Annotated in this window: 14 protein-coding genes; 11 read left to right on the top strand and 3 right to left on the bottom strand. The window is 33.5% G+C overall.

Annotated features, from left to right (window positions below):
* Positions 1 to 2: 2 nt before the first annotated feature.
* The 5 genes from AC1EUY_RS08410 (at position 3) to AC1EUY_RS08390 (ending at position 4,720) form a co-directional block, all read left to right on the top strand.
* Complete coding sequence (locus AC1EUY_RS08410) at positions 3 to 479, top strand: GNAT family N-acetyltransferase (RefSeq protein ID WP_480195076.1); 477 nt, start codon at positions 3 to 5, stop codon at positions 477 to 479.
* Position 480: 1 nt separating this feature from the next.
* Positions 481 to 1,389, top strand: coding sequence for a peptide chain release factor N(5)-glutamine methyltransferase (gene prmC / locus AC1EUY_RS08405; protein ID WP_480195075.1), 909 nt, complete (start codon positions 481 to 483; stop codon positions 1,387 to 1,389).
* A gap of 374 nt (positions 1,390 to 1,763) precedes the next feature.
* Entirely contained in the window at positions 1,764 to 3,233 is a 1,470-nt protein-coding gene (locus AC1EUY_RS08400) for a tetratricopeptide repeat protein (protein ID WP_480195074.1), read from the top strand.
* Position 3,234: 1 nt separating this feature from the next.
* Positions 3,235 to 3,876 carry an SCO family protein gene (locus tag AC1EUY_RS08395; RefSeq protein ID WP_480195073.1) on the top strand — a complete coding sequence of 214 codons (642 nt, stop codon included), beginning with the start codon at positions 3,235 to 3,237 and terminating at the stop codon, positions 3,874 to 3,876.
* A 160-nt stretch (positions 3,877 to 4,036) separates the two neighbouring features.
* Positions 4,037 to 4,720: a class I SAM-dependent methyltransferase gene (locus tag AC1EUY_RS08390; protein WP_480195072.1), complete on the top strand. Its 684-nt coding sequence runs from the start codon at positions 4,037 to 4,039 to the stop codon at positions 4,718 to 4,720.
* Positions 4,721 to 5,387: 667 nt separating this feature from the next.
* Here the strand turns inward: AC1EUY_RS08390 and AC1EUY_RS08385 are convergent.
* Genes AC1EUY_RS08385 through AC1EUY_RS08375 form a run of 3 tightly spaced genes read right to left on the bottom strand, consistent with a single transcriptional unit; the run spans position 5,388 to position 7,711 of the window.
* Positions 5,388 to 6,434: a chorismate-binding protein gene (locus tag AC1EUY_RS08385; RefSeq protein ID WP_480195071.1), complete on the bottom strand. Its 1,047-nt coding sequence runs from the start codon at positions 6,432 to 6,434 to the stop codon at positions 5,388 to 5,390.
* A complete protein-coding gene (locus AC1EUY_RS08380; RefSeq protein ID WP_480195070.1) occupies positions 6,431 to 7,288 on the bottom strand; it encodes an alpha/beta fold hydrolase in 858 nt (285 codons plus the stop codon). The genes AC1EUY_RS08385 and AC1EUY_RS08380 overlap by 4 nt, the downstream gene beginning before the upstream one ends.
* Before the next feature lie 6 nt (positions 7,289 to 7,294).
* A complete protein-coding gene (locus tag AC1EUY_RS08375) occupies positions 7,295 to 7,711 on the bottom strand; it encodes a PaaI family thioesterase (protein ID WP_480195069.1) in 417 nt (138 codons plus the stop codon).
* Between the two features lie 74 nt (positions 7,712 to 7,785).
* Between AC1EUY_RS08375 and AC1EUY_RS08370 the strand changes: the two genes are divergently transcribed.
* The 6 genes from AC1EUY_RS08370 to AC1EUY_RS08345 all read left to right on the top strand — a co-directional run bounded on the left by AC1EUY_RS08370 (position 7,786) and on the right by AC1EUY_RS08345 (position 15,193).
* Positions 7,786 to 8,295: an IS1096 element passenger TnpR family protein gene (locus AC1EUY_RS08370; RefSeq protein WP_480195068.1), complete on the top strand. Its 510-nt coding sequence runs from the start codon at positions 7,786 to 7,788 to the stop codon at positions 8,293 to 8,295.
* A gap of 69 nt (positions 8,296 to 8,364) precedes the next feature.
* The gene (locus AC1EUY_RS08365) at positions 8,365 to 9,264 is read left to right on the top strand and encodes an ABC transporter ATP-binding protein (RefSeq protein WP_480195067.1); all 900 of its coding nucleotides are present in this window, start codon (positions 8,365 to 8,367) and stop codon (positions 9,262 to 9,264) included.
* Between the two features lie 15 nt (positions 9,265 to 9,279).
* The gene (locus tag AC1EUY_RS08360) at positions 9,280 to 10,131 is read left to right on the top strand and encodes an ABC transporter permease (RefSeq protein ID WP_480195066.1); all 852 of its coding nucleotides are present in this window, start codon (positions 9,280 to 9,282) and stop codon (positions 10,129 to 10,131) included.
* 198 nt (positions 10,132 to 10,329) lie between these two features.
* Entirely contained in the window at positions 10,330 to 12,318 is a 1,989-nt protein-coding gene (gene uvrB, locus AC1EUY_RS08355) for an excinuclease ABC subunit UvrB (protein WP_480195065.1), read from the top strand.
* 385 nt (positions 12,319 to 12,703) lie between these two features.
* Positions 12,704 to 12,997, top strand: a complete 294-nt coding sequence (locus AC1EUY_RS08350) for a hypothetical protein (RefSeq protein ID WP_480195064.1) — start codon at positions 12,704 to 12,706, stop codon at positions 12,995 to 12,997.
* A gap of 12 nt (positions 12,998 to 13,009) precedes the next feature.
* Positions 13,010 to 15,193 (top strand): T9SS type A sorting domain-containing protein, encoded by a 2,184-nt coding sequence (locus AC1EUY_RS08345; RefSeq protein ID WP_480195063.1) that lies wholly within the window; start codon positions 13,010 to 13,012, stop codon positions 15,191 to 15,193.
* The last annotated feature ends 480 nt before the right edge of the window (positions 15,194 to 15,673 follow it).

Genomic DNA, 15,673 nt, shown 5'->3' with positions numbered 1-15,673 from the left:
GAATGAAAATCAGAAAAATTAAACCTCAAGACAATAAAAAAATAGAGCAAATTATAAAATCGACTATTCAAGAATATGGCTTACCAACAACGGGTAGTGCATACGAAGATCTTGATACCGTCGCTATGTATGAAGCCTATCAACATGATGATCAAGTATATTTTGTTTTAGAAGTTAATAATGAAGTAATTGGCGGTGGTGGCATTAAAGCTTTACAGGGAGATGTTCAGCATACTTGCGAGTTACAAAAAATGTATTTACAACCTGATGCTCGTGGTAAAGGATATGGCCGACAGCTTTTCAATACTTGTATGAAAGCTGCTAAAGAATTGGGATATCAACAATGCTATCTAGAATCTGATCCTGGCATGACAGCAGCCATTACTATTTACGAGAAAAACGGATTTAAACATTTGAAAGGACCCTTAGGAAATACAGGGCATACAGCTTGTGGCATTTGGATGTTAAAAGAGCTGTGATATGACTGTTAAAGAAGTACAACACCTTTTTTATGAAAAATTAACACATCTGTATCCTAATGAGGAAATACAGCAGTTTTTATATTTACTCGCTGAACATATCTTACAATTTCAAAAAATAGATATTGCTCTTAACCCTGAGTTAAAATTGAGTACCAAAGCCGTTGATTCTTTTTTAGCCGCCTTAACTGACCTTGAACAAGAAAAACCTATTCAATATAGTATTGGTACAACTGAGTTTTACGGTTTACCATTTAAAGTCACTAAAGATGTATTAATACCGAGACCAGAAACTGAAGAGTTGGTTGATTGGATTATTAAAGATATAAAGAACAAAAGACAAAAGACAAAAGACAATCCCAAGTCTTTAACTGATAATTCAAAGTTTAACATACTAGATATTGGCACAGGTAGTGGCTGTATCGCTATTAGCTTAGCTAAAAATTTATCGAATATTTCGGTATATGCTTTAGATATTTCAGAAGCAGCATTGGTCGTAGCTAAGCACAACGCAGCACTGAATGAAGTTGTGATTCATTTTTTACATCGTGATATTTTAAAAACCAATATTATTACAAGTGATCATGAAGAATCTTTACAATTTGATATCATTGTCTCGAATCCACCATATGTTAGAGAGTTGGAAAAACATGAAATAAAAAATAATGTTTTAGAAAATGAACCCCATGTAGCCTTGTTTGTAAAAGATAACAACCCCTTACTTTTTTATGATAAAATAGCTACTATGGCAAGGAAATCATTAAAAGTAAATGGACATTTATATTTTGAAATTAACCAATATCTTGGTAAGGAAACTATAGCATTGTTAACCCAAAAAGGTTTTAAAAATATTGAATTACGAAAAGACCTATTCTCGAATGATCGCATGCTAAAAGCCATTTATGAGTAGTTTTTCACTTTTATTGATTTTAAAATTTTAAAAAACTAACTTCGCTTATCAGTAGATATAGGTAACCGTACTGAGTGTAATCGAAGTATTAAAACGGAATCATATCTTTAAGTTGTACACAATAGCCCAAACCCTTAATAATTAATTCCGTACCTTTCAGAATGAAATATTCTAAAAGCGCACTGCTCATTCTGGGAACTATCCTTTTTTTTTCGATTTCTTCATGTAAAAACAAAACACCGAATCCAAATTTAACATCATTAAACCTATTAAGAGGTGAACTCCAATTGTGTGGTGATGGACAATTTGGAGATGTCAACTTTTCTGAATCTTGTAGCTACGAAACAAGAGAAACTTTCAATCTTGCTATTTCTTTGCTCCATTCCTTTGAATATATTGAAGCAGAAAAAGCATTTGTAGAAATAATAGATAAAGACCCTGATTGCGCCATGGCCTATTGGGGTGTAGCAATGAGTATCTATCATGGATTATGGGCACCTCCAGAGAAATCCGTTTTAGAAAAAGGAGTAAAACTTATTGCGGTAGCCAAAAAACTACCCAAATCAAAAAAAGCGGAACAATATTTAGACGCCATAGGTTCTTTTTATAAGAACTGGGAATCAGTTGATAACCAAACCCGAAAGCTTGCTTATGCTCAAAAAATGAAAGATATGTATGAAGAAAATAGCGAGGATACCGAAGTAGCTGTATTCTATGCCTTGGCCCTTCGTGCATCAGCAGTAGCCTCAGACAAAACCTATTCAAAACAACGTGAGGCTGGACAAATATTAGACGATTTGTTCAGAAAAGAACCGAACCATCCAGGTATTGCACACTATATTATTCATTCTTATGATTATCAAGAATTGGCCAAACTAGGTCTGAGTACAGCTAGACGCTATGCAGATATTGCTCCAAATTCTGCCCACGCCCAACATATGCCATCACATATTTTTACACGTTTGGGACTTTGGGATGAATCAATTGACACTAATCTCAATTCTGCCGAATCAGCAATTTGTTATGCTGAAAGCATTTCACCTGGAGCTCATTGGGATGAAGAAGTACACGCCATGGGATATTTGGTTTATGCCTATCTGCAAACAGGAAATAATAAACTTGCTTATGAACAATACGAGTATCTTAAATCTTTTAAAGAAATCTTTCCTCCTAACTTTAAAATTGCATATACAGCTGCTGCTATTCCTGCACGTTTAGCCGTGGAAAACAAAAATTGGAAAGAGGCTGCAAGTATTGAATTGCCTCAAATTTCGGGATTAGAGTGGCAGAAATTCCCTTGGCAGAAAGCATTACTTCATTATGCAAAAGCTCTGGGAAACATACATATTAATAATATAAATGAGGCTCAGAACGAACTTGATTTGCTACGTTCTTTTGAAAAAGAGTTGATAGATTTGAAGGATGCTTATAAAGCAAATCAAGTCGCTATCCAAATTAAAACCATAGAAGCATGGCTCCAATTAAAAAAAGGCAACAACGAAGAAGCCATATCTTTAATGACTACTGCGTCAGAAATGGAAAGTTTAACTTCCAAACATCCTGTAACTCCGGGTGAAATTTTACCAGCGGATGAACTTTTGGCAGATATGCTTTTAACATTAAATAAACCTCAAGAAGCATTAGCAGCCTATGAGCTAAATCTAGAAAGGCGTCCAAACAGATTCAACGGTCTCTATGGAGCGGCCATTGCAGCAAAACAGTCTGGTAATATCGAAAAATCAGTCATTTATTTTGAAGCATTGCTAAAACTAACTAGGAATATAGATAGCGATAGAAAAGAAATCAAAGAGGCTAATACATTTATAGAACAGAATACCATTTAATATGCGCTTAGGAAAACCTTATAGCATTCTCATAGCCTTCATTATTTGTTGTTCAGTATCGTGTAATAGAACAACGAAAAATGAATTACCCGTTTATAATCCCTCAGATTTTAATCCAGAATTGGTAGATATAAATCTACAAAATACAAGTGAAAATCATAAAGTAGCTGACTTTGAATTAATAAATCAAAACGGAAAAATTGTAACTCAAAAAGATTACCATAATAAAATTTATATAGTCGATTTCTTTTTCACTCGTTGTCCAAGTATTTGCCCTGTAATGACCAATAATATGGGAAAACTTCAAAAATTATATTTAGAGAATGAAAATATTATGTTTTTATCATTGTCAGTAACACCTGATATTGATAGTATTCCTGTGTTAAGAAAATATGCCACCGACAAAGGCGTAATAGATTCAAAATGGAATATTACAACTGGAAATAAAAAGCATATTTATGAATTAGCAAGAAAAAGTTATTTTGCCGTTATAGAAAAAGGTGATGGCGGGCTACAAGATTTTATTCATACACCTAACTTTATATTGGTGGACAAGAAAAAACAAATACGCGGAATTTATGATGGAACAAATAACAAAGAAATCGAACGATTAGTAAATGACATGCATATTTTGACAAACTAATTATTATCAAATACTACTGGGTACAACAAAGTATGATTAATTGCTACGGAATTTCCTAATCGTAAATTCATATATATTAATTGTCTTAGCTTAAAGCTGAATGTTTCTTGATAACCATCACACGACTAATCATTTACAAACCGATAACCGAAACCAAAAAATGAAACTTCATAATGACATAGCATCTGAGTTTGATGAGTTTTCTAAAAACTACACCAACGATATGCGCGCGCTTGTGCCCAACTATGATTTTTTAATGACACTATTTTCGAAGGGGTATAAAAATGATTTTAGACCTTCTCATGTATTAGATCTGGGCTGTGGTAATGGTAACGTGACTGCTGAAGTATTAAAATTTGCACCCAATGCTCAGTACACCCTATTAGATGCTTCGCAAGAGATGTTATCACACTGTAAAGCACGGTTCACCAATACAAATATGAATTTTGTGAAGTCCTATTTTAACAACTATAACTTTCCTAAAATGCACTTTGATTTGGTCGCTGGAGGGTTTAGCCTACATCATTGTGCAACAAATGAGAAGAAAGAGCTATTTAGAAATATTTATGATGCATTGACGCCCAATGGAGTTTTTGCTTGTTCTGATCTTATGATCGATCGCTCAACTACTGCCCATAAAATTATGCTCGAAAAATGGAAAGCATTTGTGTATCAAACATTTCCCGATGGTGAAAAGTGGACATGGCTCATGGAACATTACACTACATTTGATAAACCAAATGACCTATATAGTCAACTAGATTGGTTGAAAAAAATTGGCTTTAAAGACTTTGAAATTTCCATAAAAGATCATTTTTGGGTACATTTTAAGGCAAAAAAATAAATTTAATTTGCTGTTTATCAGTTTTTTTAAAAATATTATTAATTTTTTTTAGCATATCTGGTAGGAATCTTCGAAGCACGCTTGTTCTATAAGTGAAGAGTAATTATTATTAACTTAAAAAACTAGAAACTACTATAAGTTAAAAAACATTTTAAAAAGGGGTAAAAAAGTCTTAGCAATGCTAGGACTTTTTTTTGGAACCAGAAAACCATTTTCAGACGAGTTTCATCTTTTTAATCATTCTCCAATAGAACAGCACAACTTAATAGATATTTTTTAGTAATATTAAATTTTTATAATTGATTATCAGGTATTTACATTTTTTTTGAAAAAAAAGTGTTTTTAGGGTGGGAATATTTAGAACACAGTTGTTTTATAAGTGAAGAGTAATTATTATTAACTTAAAAAACTAGAAACTACTATAAGTTAAAAAACATTTTAAAGAGGGGAAAAAAGTCTTAGCTATGCTAGGACTTTTTTATTTTACAACCCTTTTACATTTTGATACCATTTGTTAATTCTAATAAATTTTTCGATTGAAAATCTGTGAAATTTGTATCGCGAATAAGAATTTTAGCTTAAAATTAGTACTCGATACAATTTTTCGTTCCTCAGAAGCACTCGAACTAACGTTTCATTGGATTTATTTCAAAATTCAAAAAGAGTATTATAAAACTTTCTTTATTGTTTTACTCTTCGCTACTGTTTCCTGCCACTCATTTTCAGAAATACTATCTTTTGTGATACCTCCACCAACAAATAAAGATGCCATTGCATCAACGACTTTCATACATCGTAAATTCACAAAAAGTTCCGTGTGGTTTTCCATATTCAACTCTCCTAAAAACCCTGTATAATATTCACGATCGTAGCCTTCATGATCTTGTATAAATTGCAAGGCGGCATCCTTAGGCAAGCCACAAACTGCTGGTGTTGGATGTAAGGTTGCAATCAATAACTTCTGCTCTTCTTTATTTTCAATAATCCCAGAGATATCTGTCTGTAAGTGCAGTAAGTTTCCTGCTTGTATGGTAAACGGTTTGGAAACTTGAAGCTTTGTTATGTTACCTTCTAAAGCGGTTTTGATATAGTTGGTTACATGTTGTTGCTCGTCTAATTCCTTCTGATTCCATGTTACCTCAGTAGCACCATTAAATACTTGCGTACCCGCCAAGGCCATCGTTGTAAATTTTTGTCCTTCTATTTTTAAGAGTTTTTCTGGTGTAGCACCTATCCATAAACCTATTTTAGGATGATACCAGACATACACAAAAGCATTGGTATATACAGAAAGTAAATTCTTAAAGATGACTGCTATCGAGCGATTAATAACTACGGATTCTTTTCTCGATACGACAATTTTTTTAATGCTTCCATCTCTAATTGTTGTAATGGCTTTTTCTACGAGGCTTTTATAACGTAGTTCATCATCACGATTAATCGGGTGGTCAGTATCTGTAATTCTACTAGTACTCCGATTAAATTTTACGGTATTCATCGTACAATCCTTTTTTAGAAATAGTACGGCGCCGTTATCTAGTATAAATGGAGCGAAAATAAATCCTTCTAAACTAAAGTCATTACTAATTGTTAAGGTGGCGTCTCGTTGAAAAATGGCAGTGATGGTGTCTTCCGAGCGCTTTCTGTAAGCAACAAACGGAGTCTTATCTTTTAATGAAGTTTCTATCTTTTCGGTTAACTCAGAAAAATTCAATTTAACGTTTTTAAAAGTTGTTTTTTAATGAGTTCAAAATCTGACCAGATAAGATCATGCCCTCCTTCTGGAATTGTAATCATTTCAAACTGATCTTTATCAAATAAATCTTGTAAAAATTCAGAATTTTTATAGGGTACAATCCAGTCTTTATCACCATGGATATTAATTACTTTCGAAGGACTATTGTTCCATTTACTCTTATACTTAGGAAACTCATCTACATGGGCATATTTCTCTTTTGCAGCTGCTCTTGCCTTAGGAGGCATTAACCAGCGCGTGGGTGCAAACTTATAAAAAGCCAATGCTTTAAACATAGGTTCATATTCACCTACTACAGCTGGAGCCATTGTAACCTTAGCTTTATATACTTTGTCTGATGCAAGCACCACTGGACCTCCATACGAGTACCCAGCTAGCACCACCTTTTCTATAGGCAACTCTTTAAGAAGATCATGCAAAACGCCAAGCTCGTCTTCCATATTAGCTGGCGTATCCCCGTGATTTTTTGGCCCGTACCCTATCCTATCATATGCTATCATAGTAGCCTTACTATTTAAGAGTGAATCCTTTAGATAGCGTTTAAAATCCATAGCCCCACCAGGAGAACCATGAACAAATAGTAAAATAGGCAACGTGGTATCGATACTCTTTTGCAAATAAATGACCCTGTATTCTTGCTTTTTATACGTATTATAAGTTATAATTGGCTCGGTAAAATTCGTAGTTAGGTCTTCTAGTATTGTAACGTCAGTAGCTGGTTTTAAAAATTGGTGTGCAGCAATTAATAAACTAGTGAGCGCAACTAGTACAATGATTACTACAATCTTTAAGATACGTTTTACTAAGCGCATAAGATATTAGCTTTTATCAATTACTATTGTAGTAAGTTTACAATGCGATATTAATTTGAAATGCTCATCAGTAATTTTAATTTCCCAGATATGCGTAGTTCTACCTTTATGAATTGGTGTTGCAGTTGCCACAACAATACCTTCTCGTTTTCCACGTAAGTGATTTGCTGAAATTTCTAAACCTCGTATTGCCTGTTTCTCAGAATCAATATTCAAAAACGAAGCAAAACTTCCTACTGTTTCTGCCAAAGCTACACTTGCGCCACCATGCAATACACCATCGGGTTGATGCACTTTAGAAGAAACCTGCATTTTTGCAATAACTTGATCTTTACTCGCTTCTATAAATTGAATGCCTAAGGTTTCCATCAGGGTATTCTTCGAAGCCGCATTTAACTTGGCAAGCATTGTAGTTTTATCCATAAAATAAAGTAATTAAAAATCTGGTTTTTATGACGCTAAAATAGCTAACTTTGCGCAGATTATAATACTTATTCATGGTATATAAAATTCGGATAATATTAGATACAGAAGAAGATGTAATTAGAGAGATTGCGATCGCTGCTAATTCAACTTTAGAAGACTTACACAATGCTATTGCCAACGCTTTTGGTTTTGATGGAACCGAAATGGCTTCTTTTTTTGCTACTGATGAACAATGGACACAGGGTGAAGAAATTCCGTTATTTGATATGAGCGAAGAAGGCGATGCAATTACCATGCAGCACATTCTAATTGGAGAAATTTTAGATGAAGATAAAGATAAGCTCATTTACGTCTATGACTTTTTTGCGATGTGGTCTTTCTATGTCGAATTGGTTGGTATTCTCGAAGATATTAATGAAAATGAGCTTCCGGCACTATTACTCACCTTAGGAAATGTGCCTAATGAAGCTCCAGAAAAGCAGTTTACAATCGAAAAAACAGAAGACACCGCTAATGCCTTTGATGAGGACATCGATTTTAACGAAATGGGATTCGATAACTTCGATGATTTAATGAATTAAAACCTTCTTTTCTGTTACGAATTTTTATTTTGGTCGTCTAACTGTAAATAACCAAAATAATTTTCATTCTTGGAAACAATTCTATCTCTTAAAAATCTCGATAAAAAATACGGTTCGGTACATGCTGTAAATGACCTTTCTTTTGATATTCACAAAGGAAATGTTTATGGCATTCTAGGACCTAACGGAAGTGGTAAATCTACTACGCTGGGCATCATTTTAAATGTGGTGAATAAAACTTCAGGCGATTTTAGTTGGTTTGACGGTGCTATTTCTACCCATGAAGCCTTAAAACGGGTTGGCGCTATTATAGAACGACCCAACTTCTATCCTTACATGACTGCCGTTCAGAATCTTAAATTGATATGCAAAATAAAAGGAGTTTCGTATGACAAAATAGGTGAAAAACTAAAAGTTGTAAATCTTTATGAGCGAAGAGATAGTAAGTTTAAGACTTATTCGCTAGGGATGAAACAGCGACTAGCTATTGCTTCTGCACTATTAAACGATCCAGAAATATTAATTCTTGATGAACCCACAAACGGTTTAGACCCACAAGGAATTCATGAGATACGGCAAATAATTAAAAAAATAGCCAGTAACGGAACCACTATTTTACTTGCCTCTCACCTATTGGATGAAGTAGAAAAGGTTTGCTCGCATGTTGTGGTAATTCGTCAAGGCATAAAATTATATTCGGGTCGCGTTGATGAAATGACCGCTTCGAATGGTTTATTTGAATTAAAAGTTGATGTAGAAGAGGATAAATTAAAATCACTATTAGAAAATCACGAAGTTATTAGTTCAGTAAAAGTAGAGGATGATAAGATTATTGCTACCCTCAACCAAGAAATGTCTTCAGCAGATATGAATGCTTTTCTATTTAAAAATGGTATCATATTATCGCATTTGGTAAAACGTAAGCCAACCTTAGAACAGCAGTTCCTTTCTTTAACCAACAATAACTAAACACAAAAAATTTACATGTTACGTCTTTTAGATATCGAATTTCATAAGTTAAAACACAACAGAGCAAGTCGTGTCTTATCTATTATATATTTTGCTTTATTAACCTCTATTGCCCTTATAGCCGCGATTAAATTTGATATTGGGCCAATAAAGTTCCATTTAGCTGAACAAGGTATTTTTAACTTTCCATATATATGGCATTTTAACAGCTTTATGGCGGCTATTTTTAAGTTTTTCTTACTGCTGGTCATTGTATCTATGATGGCTAATGAATATAGTAATAAGACGTTAAAACAAAATTTAATTGACGGGTTAAGTAAGAAAGAGTTTATACTTTCAAAGTTTTATACCGTACTGGCATTTGCGGCAATATCGACCGTCTTTGTTTTTATTGTTTCCTTAATCTTAGGATATATTTATTCTGACTACAATGAATTTAGCATTGTATTCTCTGACTTAGAGTACCTCCTCGCCTTCTTTATAAAATTAGTGGGGTTTTTCTCTTTCGGATTGTTTATGGGCATCTTAGTAAAAAGATCTGCTTTCGCTGTTGGTGGCATTGTTGTATGGCTTATTATTGAAAGTATTGTAAAAGGGTATCTCTTCTGGCAGTTTAGAAATCTAGATTTTAATGCTGTTTCAGAAAAAGTAAATGATGTTATGCAATTCTTTCCATTAGAAGCCATGGCGAACTTGATTAAAGAACCTTTTACGCGACTCGGTGCAGTACAAAGCGTAGCAAAACAAGTAGGTGAAGATCTTTCAAAAGACTTTTCTGTTCAGTTTACAGATGTAATCATCGTCTCAGTATGGACATTCATTTTTATCTACTTATCGTATAGATTATTGCAAAAAAGAGATTTATAAGAGACCTGTATTTCTATTTTGTTATGAAAGAAAATGAGCGCCGCTAAACCCAACAACGCTCAAACCTTTACTAACCCAAATAATATATGAATACCACAAAGATAGCATGTCATTATAGTATGAATGTTATCTCAAGATTAAATAAACATTAACTTATATTCTCTTAGTAGTTATAAAAGACTTCTTATTTTTGTGTAAATGAAATTCACATTAGAATCTGACTTCAAACCAACGGGTGATCAACCTCAAGCCATACAAGAATTAAGCGACGGTATCTTTGCAAAGGAAAAGTATCAAACGCTATTAGGGGTAACAGGTTCTGGTAAAACCTTTACAGTAGCGAATGTAGTTCAAGAGATACAACGACCTACGCTGGTTTTAGCACATAACAAAACCTTGGCTGCGCAGCTCTACTCAGAATTCAAACAGTTCTTTCCCAATAATGCAATTGAATATTTCGTTTCTTATTATGATTATTATCAACCTGAAGCATATATACCCGTTACAGGAACCTACATCGAAAAAGACCTATCTATAAACGAAGATATCGAGCGTTTGCGATTAAGTACTACTTCTTCGCTCCTTTCTGGAAGAAGAGATGTTTTAGTAGTGGCTTCTGTTTCTTGTTTGTATGGAATCGGTAACCCGATAGAATTCAAAAAGAATGTGATTACTATTGAAGTTGATCAGAAATTAGCAAGAACAAAATTCTTACATCTCTTGGTGCAAGGCCTCTATTCTAGAACCGATTTCGAAATTAAAAGTGGTACGTTTAAAGTAAAAGGAGATACCATAACCGTTTTTCCATCGTATGGAGATCATGGATACCGTGTCCACTTTTTTGGTGATGAAATAGAAGAAATAGAGAGTTTTGATATTGTAAACAACACCATTATAGAGCGTTTTGAAAAGCTAAATATTTATCCAGCTAACCTTTTTGTGACCTCTCCAGATGTGTTACAAAATGCGATTAAAAGTATTCAAGACGATTTAGTAAAACAGGTAGATTATTTTAAAGAAATAGGAAAACACCTCGAAGCAAAGCGTTTAAAAGAGCGCACAGAGTTTGACCTCGAAATGATTCGAGAGCTAGGGTATTGCTCTGGTATTGAAAATTATTCGCGTTACCTTGACGGAAGGGAAGCGGGTACCAGACCTTTCTGTTTGCTAGACTACTTTCCAGAAGATTATTTAATGGTTATTGATGAAAGTCATGTCACCATCCCTCAAGTACATGCGATGTACGGTGGTGATCGATCGAGAAAAGAAAACTTAGTAGAATTTGGTTTTAGATTACCTGCCGCTATGGATAATCGTCCGTTAAAATTTGAGGAGTTTGAAGCCCTACAAAATCAGGTGATTTATGTAAGTGCAACCCCTGCCAATTATGAATTGCAAAAGACAGAGGGTGTCTTTACCGAACAAGTGATTCGCCCAACGGGATTATTAGACCCAGTGATAGAAATTCGACCAAGTGTAAATCAAATAGATGATTTAATAGAAGAGATTCAACTTCGTGTTGAAAAAGATGAACGTACACTGGTAACCACACTTACCAAACGCATGGCCGAAGAGTTAACAAAGTATTTGTCTAGAATTCAAATTCGTTGTCGCTATATACATAGTGATATCGACACCTTAGAACGTGTAGAGATTATGCAAGACCTCCGTAAAGGTTTGTTTGACGTTCTTATTGGTGTAAACTTATTACGCGAAGGACTTGATCTTCCCGAAGTATCTTTGGTAGCTATTTTAGACGCTGATAAAGAAGGGTTCTTAAGAAGTCATCGCTCTTTAACCCAAACTGTAGGTCGTGCGGCGCGAAATGTTAATGGTATGGCCATTATGTATGCCGATAAGGTAACCAACAGTATGCAACTCACCATTGATGAAACCAATAGAAGACGTGAAAAGCAAGTTAGCTATAATACAGCGCACAATATTACACCAAAACAGATTAAAAAGAGTATCGATGACAGTCTTACTAAAAATAATATTACCTCATTTCATTATGATGCTGCTGCATTAAAAGCGGCAGAGCAAGATGTAGAATATCTACCTAGGCCCGAAATAGAAAAACGTATTCGGGAACGTCAAAAACTAATGGAGCAAGCTGCGAAAGCTTTAGATTTTATTGCAGCAGCACAGTTACGCGATGAGATAAAAGTCTTAAAAGAGCAATTATAATTTAGTTTGTTTCTTAATGATTTTTCTTCGAACTCCGCTTATCAATCACTCGATAGAGTTCATTAAAACAGAATCATATCTTAACGTTGGCGGTAATTCTTTACAAAATAGAAGTTTTACAAAATTTTTCTGCTAAAAATGAAAAGGAAATTGTATAAGAAAGAGTGAAAATAAAAGAAATTTATATTCAACGTTTTCCTTATACTAACTTTTTATACGAAGAGTAAATTAGTTTACTATTAGTTAGCTTGTTATGTTTTTTAGTTCTGTAAGTTTAGTATATTTACACCAATTAATATAATTATTTTTTTTATACATAGGGTAAATGTCAATTATCTTGTTTAAACTATAGAAGTACCACTAATTTTAATAAAGCACATATTCAATGAAAAAAAAATTACTCTTCTTATTTTTAGGAAGCCTTCTAGTTTCTAATTTAACAATCGCACAAAACAAAAACTTTAGAACATCTACTCTAGATGAAAAAAGTAACTATTTTGAAATTGTAAACAAAAAAAACAAAGAACTCGCATCTTTAAAAGGTAAAACAGATCGAAAAAGCAAAAAACAAATTAAACAATTTGAACGATGGAAAGCTTTTTGGAGAGATCGAGTTTTACCCGATGGCTCATTTGTTTCGGCAACACATACCTATAACGAATGGAAAAAAGAACAGTAGCGTCAAAATAATTTGCAATTAAATAGTAAAACGGTTAGTAATGTTAATTGGACATCTATTGGTCCTTCAACTTTATCTACTGGTTTAGGAAGAATCAATACAGTTGCTTTTAATGGCACAGATACCAATACATTATATATTGCAAGTCCTGGTGGAGGCGTTTGGAAAACTACAGATGGCGGGTCCACTTGGGTACCTAAAGGAGATGCACTCGGAACTATGTCAGTTTCAGACATTGTTATTAACCCAACAAATACTAATATATTATACCTAGCAACTGGAGATTGGGATGGTGTTACAAGTAGATCTATAGGTGTTTATAAATCAACAGATGGTGGAGATAACTGGACTATAACTGGTCTAACTTTTACGTTAATTGAAAATAATATTATCAGTAAATTACTTATAGACCCAAATAATGTAAATACTGTTTTCGCTACAACAATGAATTCCATAAAACGAACTACAAATGGAGGAACAACCTGGACAGATGTTTTTACTGAAAATGAAGCTTTTTTTAATGATATAGTCTATAAAGAAGGTAGTAACACCATTTTATATGCAACTTCAAAAACTGGAAAGTTTTATATATCTACAAACAACGGCACAAGTTGGTCAGTTGCATCTACCCCTGCAACTGGTGGTGGTAGGTTAGATTTAGCTTTGACTGCAGCCGATGTCAATTTAATATTAACACTGGATACAAATGGTGTTATAAGAAAATCTACCGATCAAGGATCAACTTGGACAACGGTATCTTCCGTTCCAATTTATGAATCACAAGGAGGTTATAACCAAACTTTGGCCATATCACCTATTAATAAAAATTTAATTTTAGTAGGAGGAGTAACTGGTCAAAGATCAACAGATGGTGGTTCAAATTGGGTGGTATATTTAGATCATGAATGGACAACTGGAGATCCCTTTACTCCTGCACATGTTGACCACCATGATATAAAATTTGTACCAGGTACAAATATTGCTTTTGATGTTAATGATGGAGGTATTATAAAAGGTGATGCTTCTTTAGACACTCAATGGACAGATTTAACCGCTGGTTTAGCTATTACACAATACTATAGTATTGATGGAACACCTCAAAATATAGGAAGATTTTTTGGTGGTGCGCAAGATAACGATGTTACTCATTTTGATGGAGCAACAATTGGAATTATTGGTACAGGAGACGGTGTTAATGGTTTAATTGATTATTCGAACCAAGATATTGCTTGGGTTGGTGGTAATAATGGTCTTTTGCTTAGAAGTCTTAATAATTTTACATCAGAATCATTTATAAATACGCCAGGTGGACCTTTTCTTTGGGAATTAGAAATACATCCAACAGTACCTACAACAATTTTTGGAGGATTTGATGATATTTATAAATCTACCAACCGTGGAGATAGTTGGACAAACTTAAGCTCTGGAGTAGGTGATATAGAATTTATTTCCATAGCACCTTCTAATGCTGATGTAATTTATGTTTCAGGAAATAATGGTGTAGCTAAGACAACAAATGGTGGTACATCATGGCAAGATATAAATCTACCTCAAAATGGAACTGTTAAAAGTATAGAAGTACACGCTACCAACACCTCTGAAATTTACATTGCTTATTCAGGATATCTTGCAGGTAAGGTTTATAAATCTACAGATGGTGGTGTAAACTGGACAAATATAACTGGTTCATTGCCAAATGTACCTACACATAAAATAATTTACAGAACAGGAACTACCGATGGAGAGCTATTTTTAGCTACAGATCTTGGTGTGTATTATAGAACCAACACTGCAGGTGATTGGGTCAGGTTCGGAACAGGGTTGCCTAATGTAGCTGTAAACGATTTAGAAATACATTATGGCACTGAAAAATTAAGAGTAGCTACTTACGGTAGAGGAATGTGGGAAGCGCCTATTAATGCTAGTTCTTTAAGTGTAGCAGATAATCAATTACCTGACAATTCAGTAAGTTTGTACCCAAACCCTACGGTAAATAAAAACTTTACTATTCAATTAAATAATTTAGGAGGAGAGAGTAGTGTCTTGATTTATAACATAATTGGTAGTGTAGTAAAAGACTTTACTAGTTCAGAAAGTTTAATACCAGTTGACTTAAATAATTTTTCAGGTGGAACTTATATTGTTAAAATCACAAACAATAATAAAAGTATTACAAAACTATTACTTGTAAAATAAAATATTTATGAAGCGATTGAGAAATTCTCAATCGCTTTTTTTTTGTTAATGGTTATGAAAAATTTAATTTTATTGTTTTCTGGTTTTTACTAGTTATAATTCACCAATCACTTTAATTTCTAAAACTAAACAAACAGTATATCCTGATATACCAAGAGTAAAACCCTATATTAATTATGTTTTAAATTTTCTATTGATACAAATAATGAGATTATTATTGACAGTATTTTTGCCGATAAAGAAACAAAATTATTTAAGGTAAAAAATTATTTTATTAAAAAAGAAAAATCAGCTACTTATACTAAAACAATATCACATAAAGGAATTTATAGTTTAGAAATACCTTTCAAAGAAAGTAATATATCGACTATACAAACTCGCAATAAGCTTAATGATGAAGTTACTATTTATCATCGAAATGATGGTGTGTTTAAAAGCATGATTCTAGATAATTTTATAGAAGAACCTAAAACAAAAAGA

It is taken from the genome of Maritimimonas sp. 2210JD6-3, assembly GCF_056591795.1.
The sequence above is the reverse complement of the archived record's forward strand: the minus strand, read 5'-3'. Positions and strand labels throughout refer to the sequence as shown.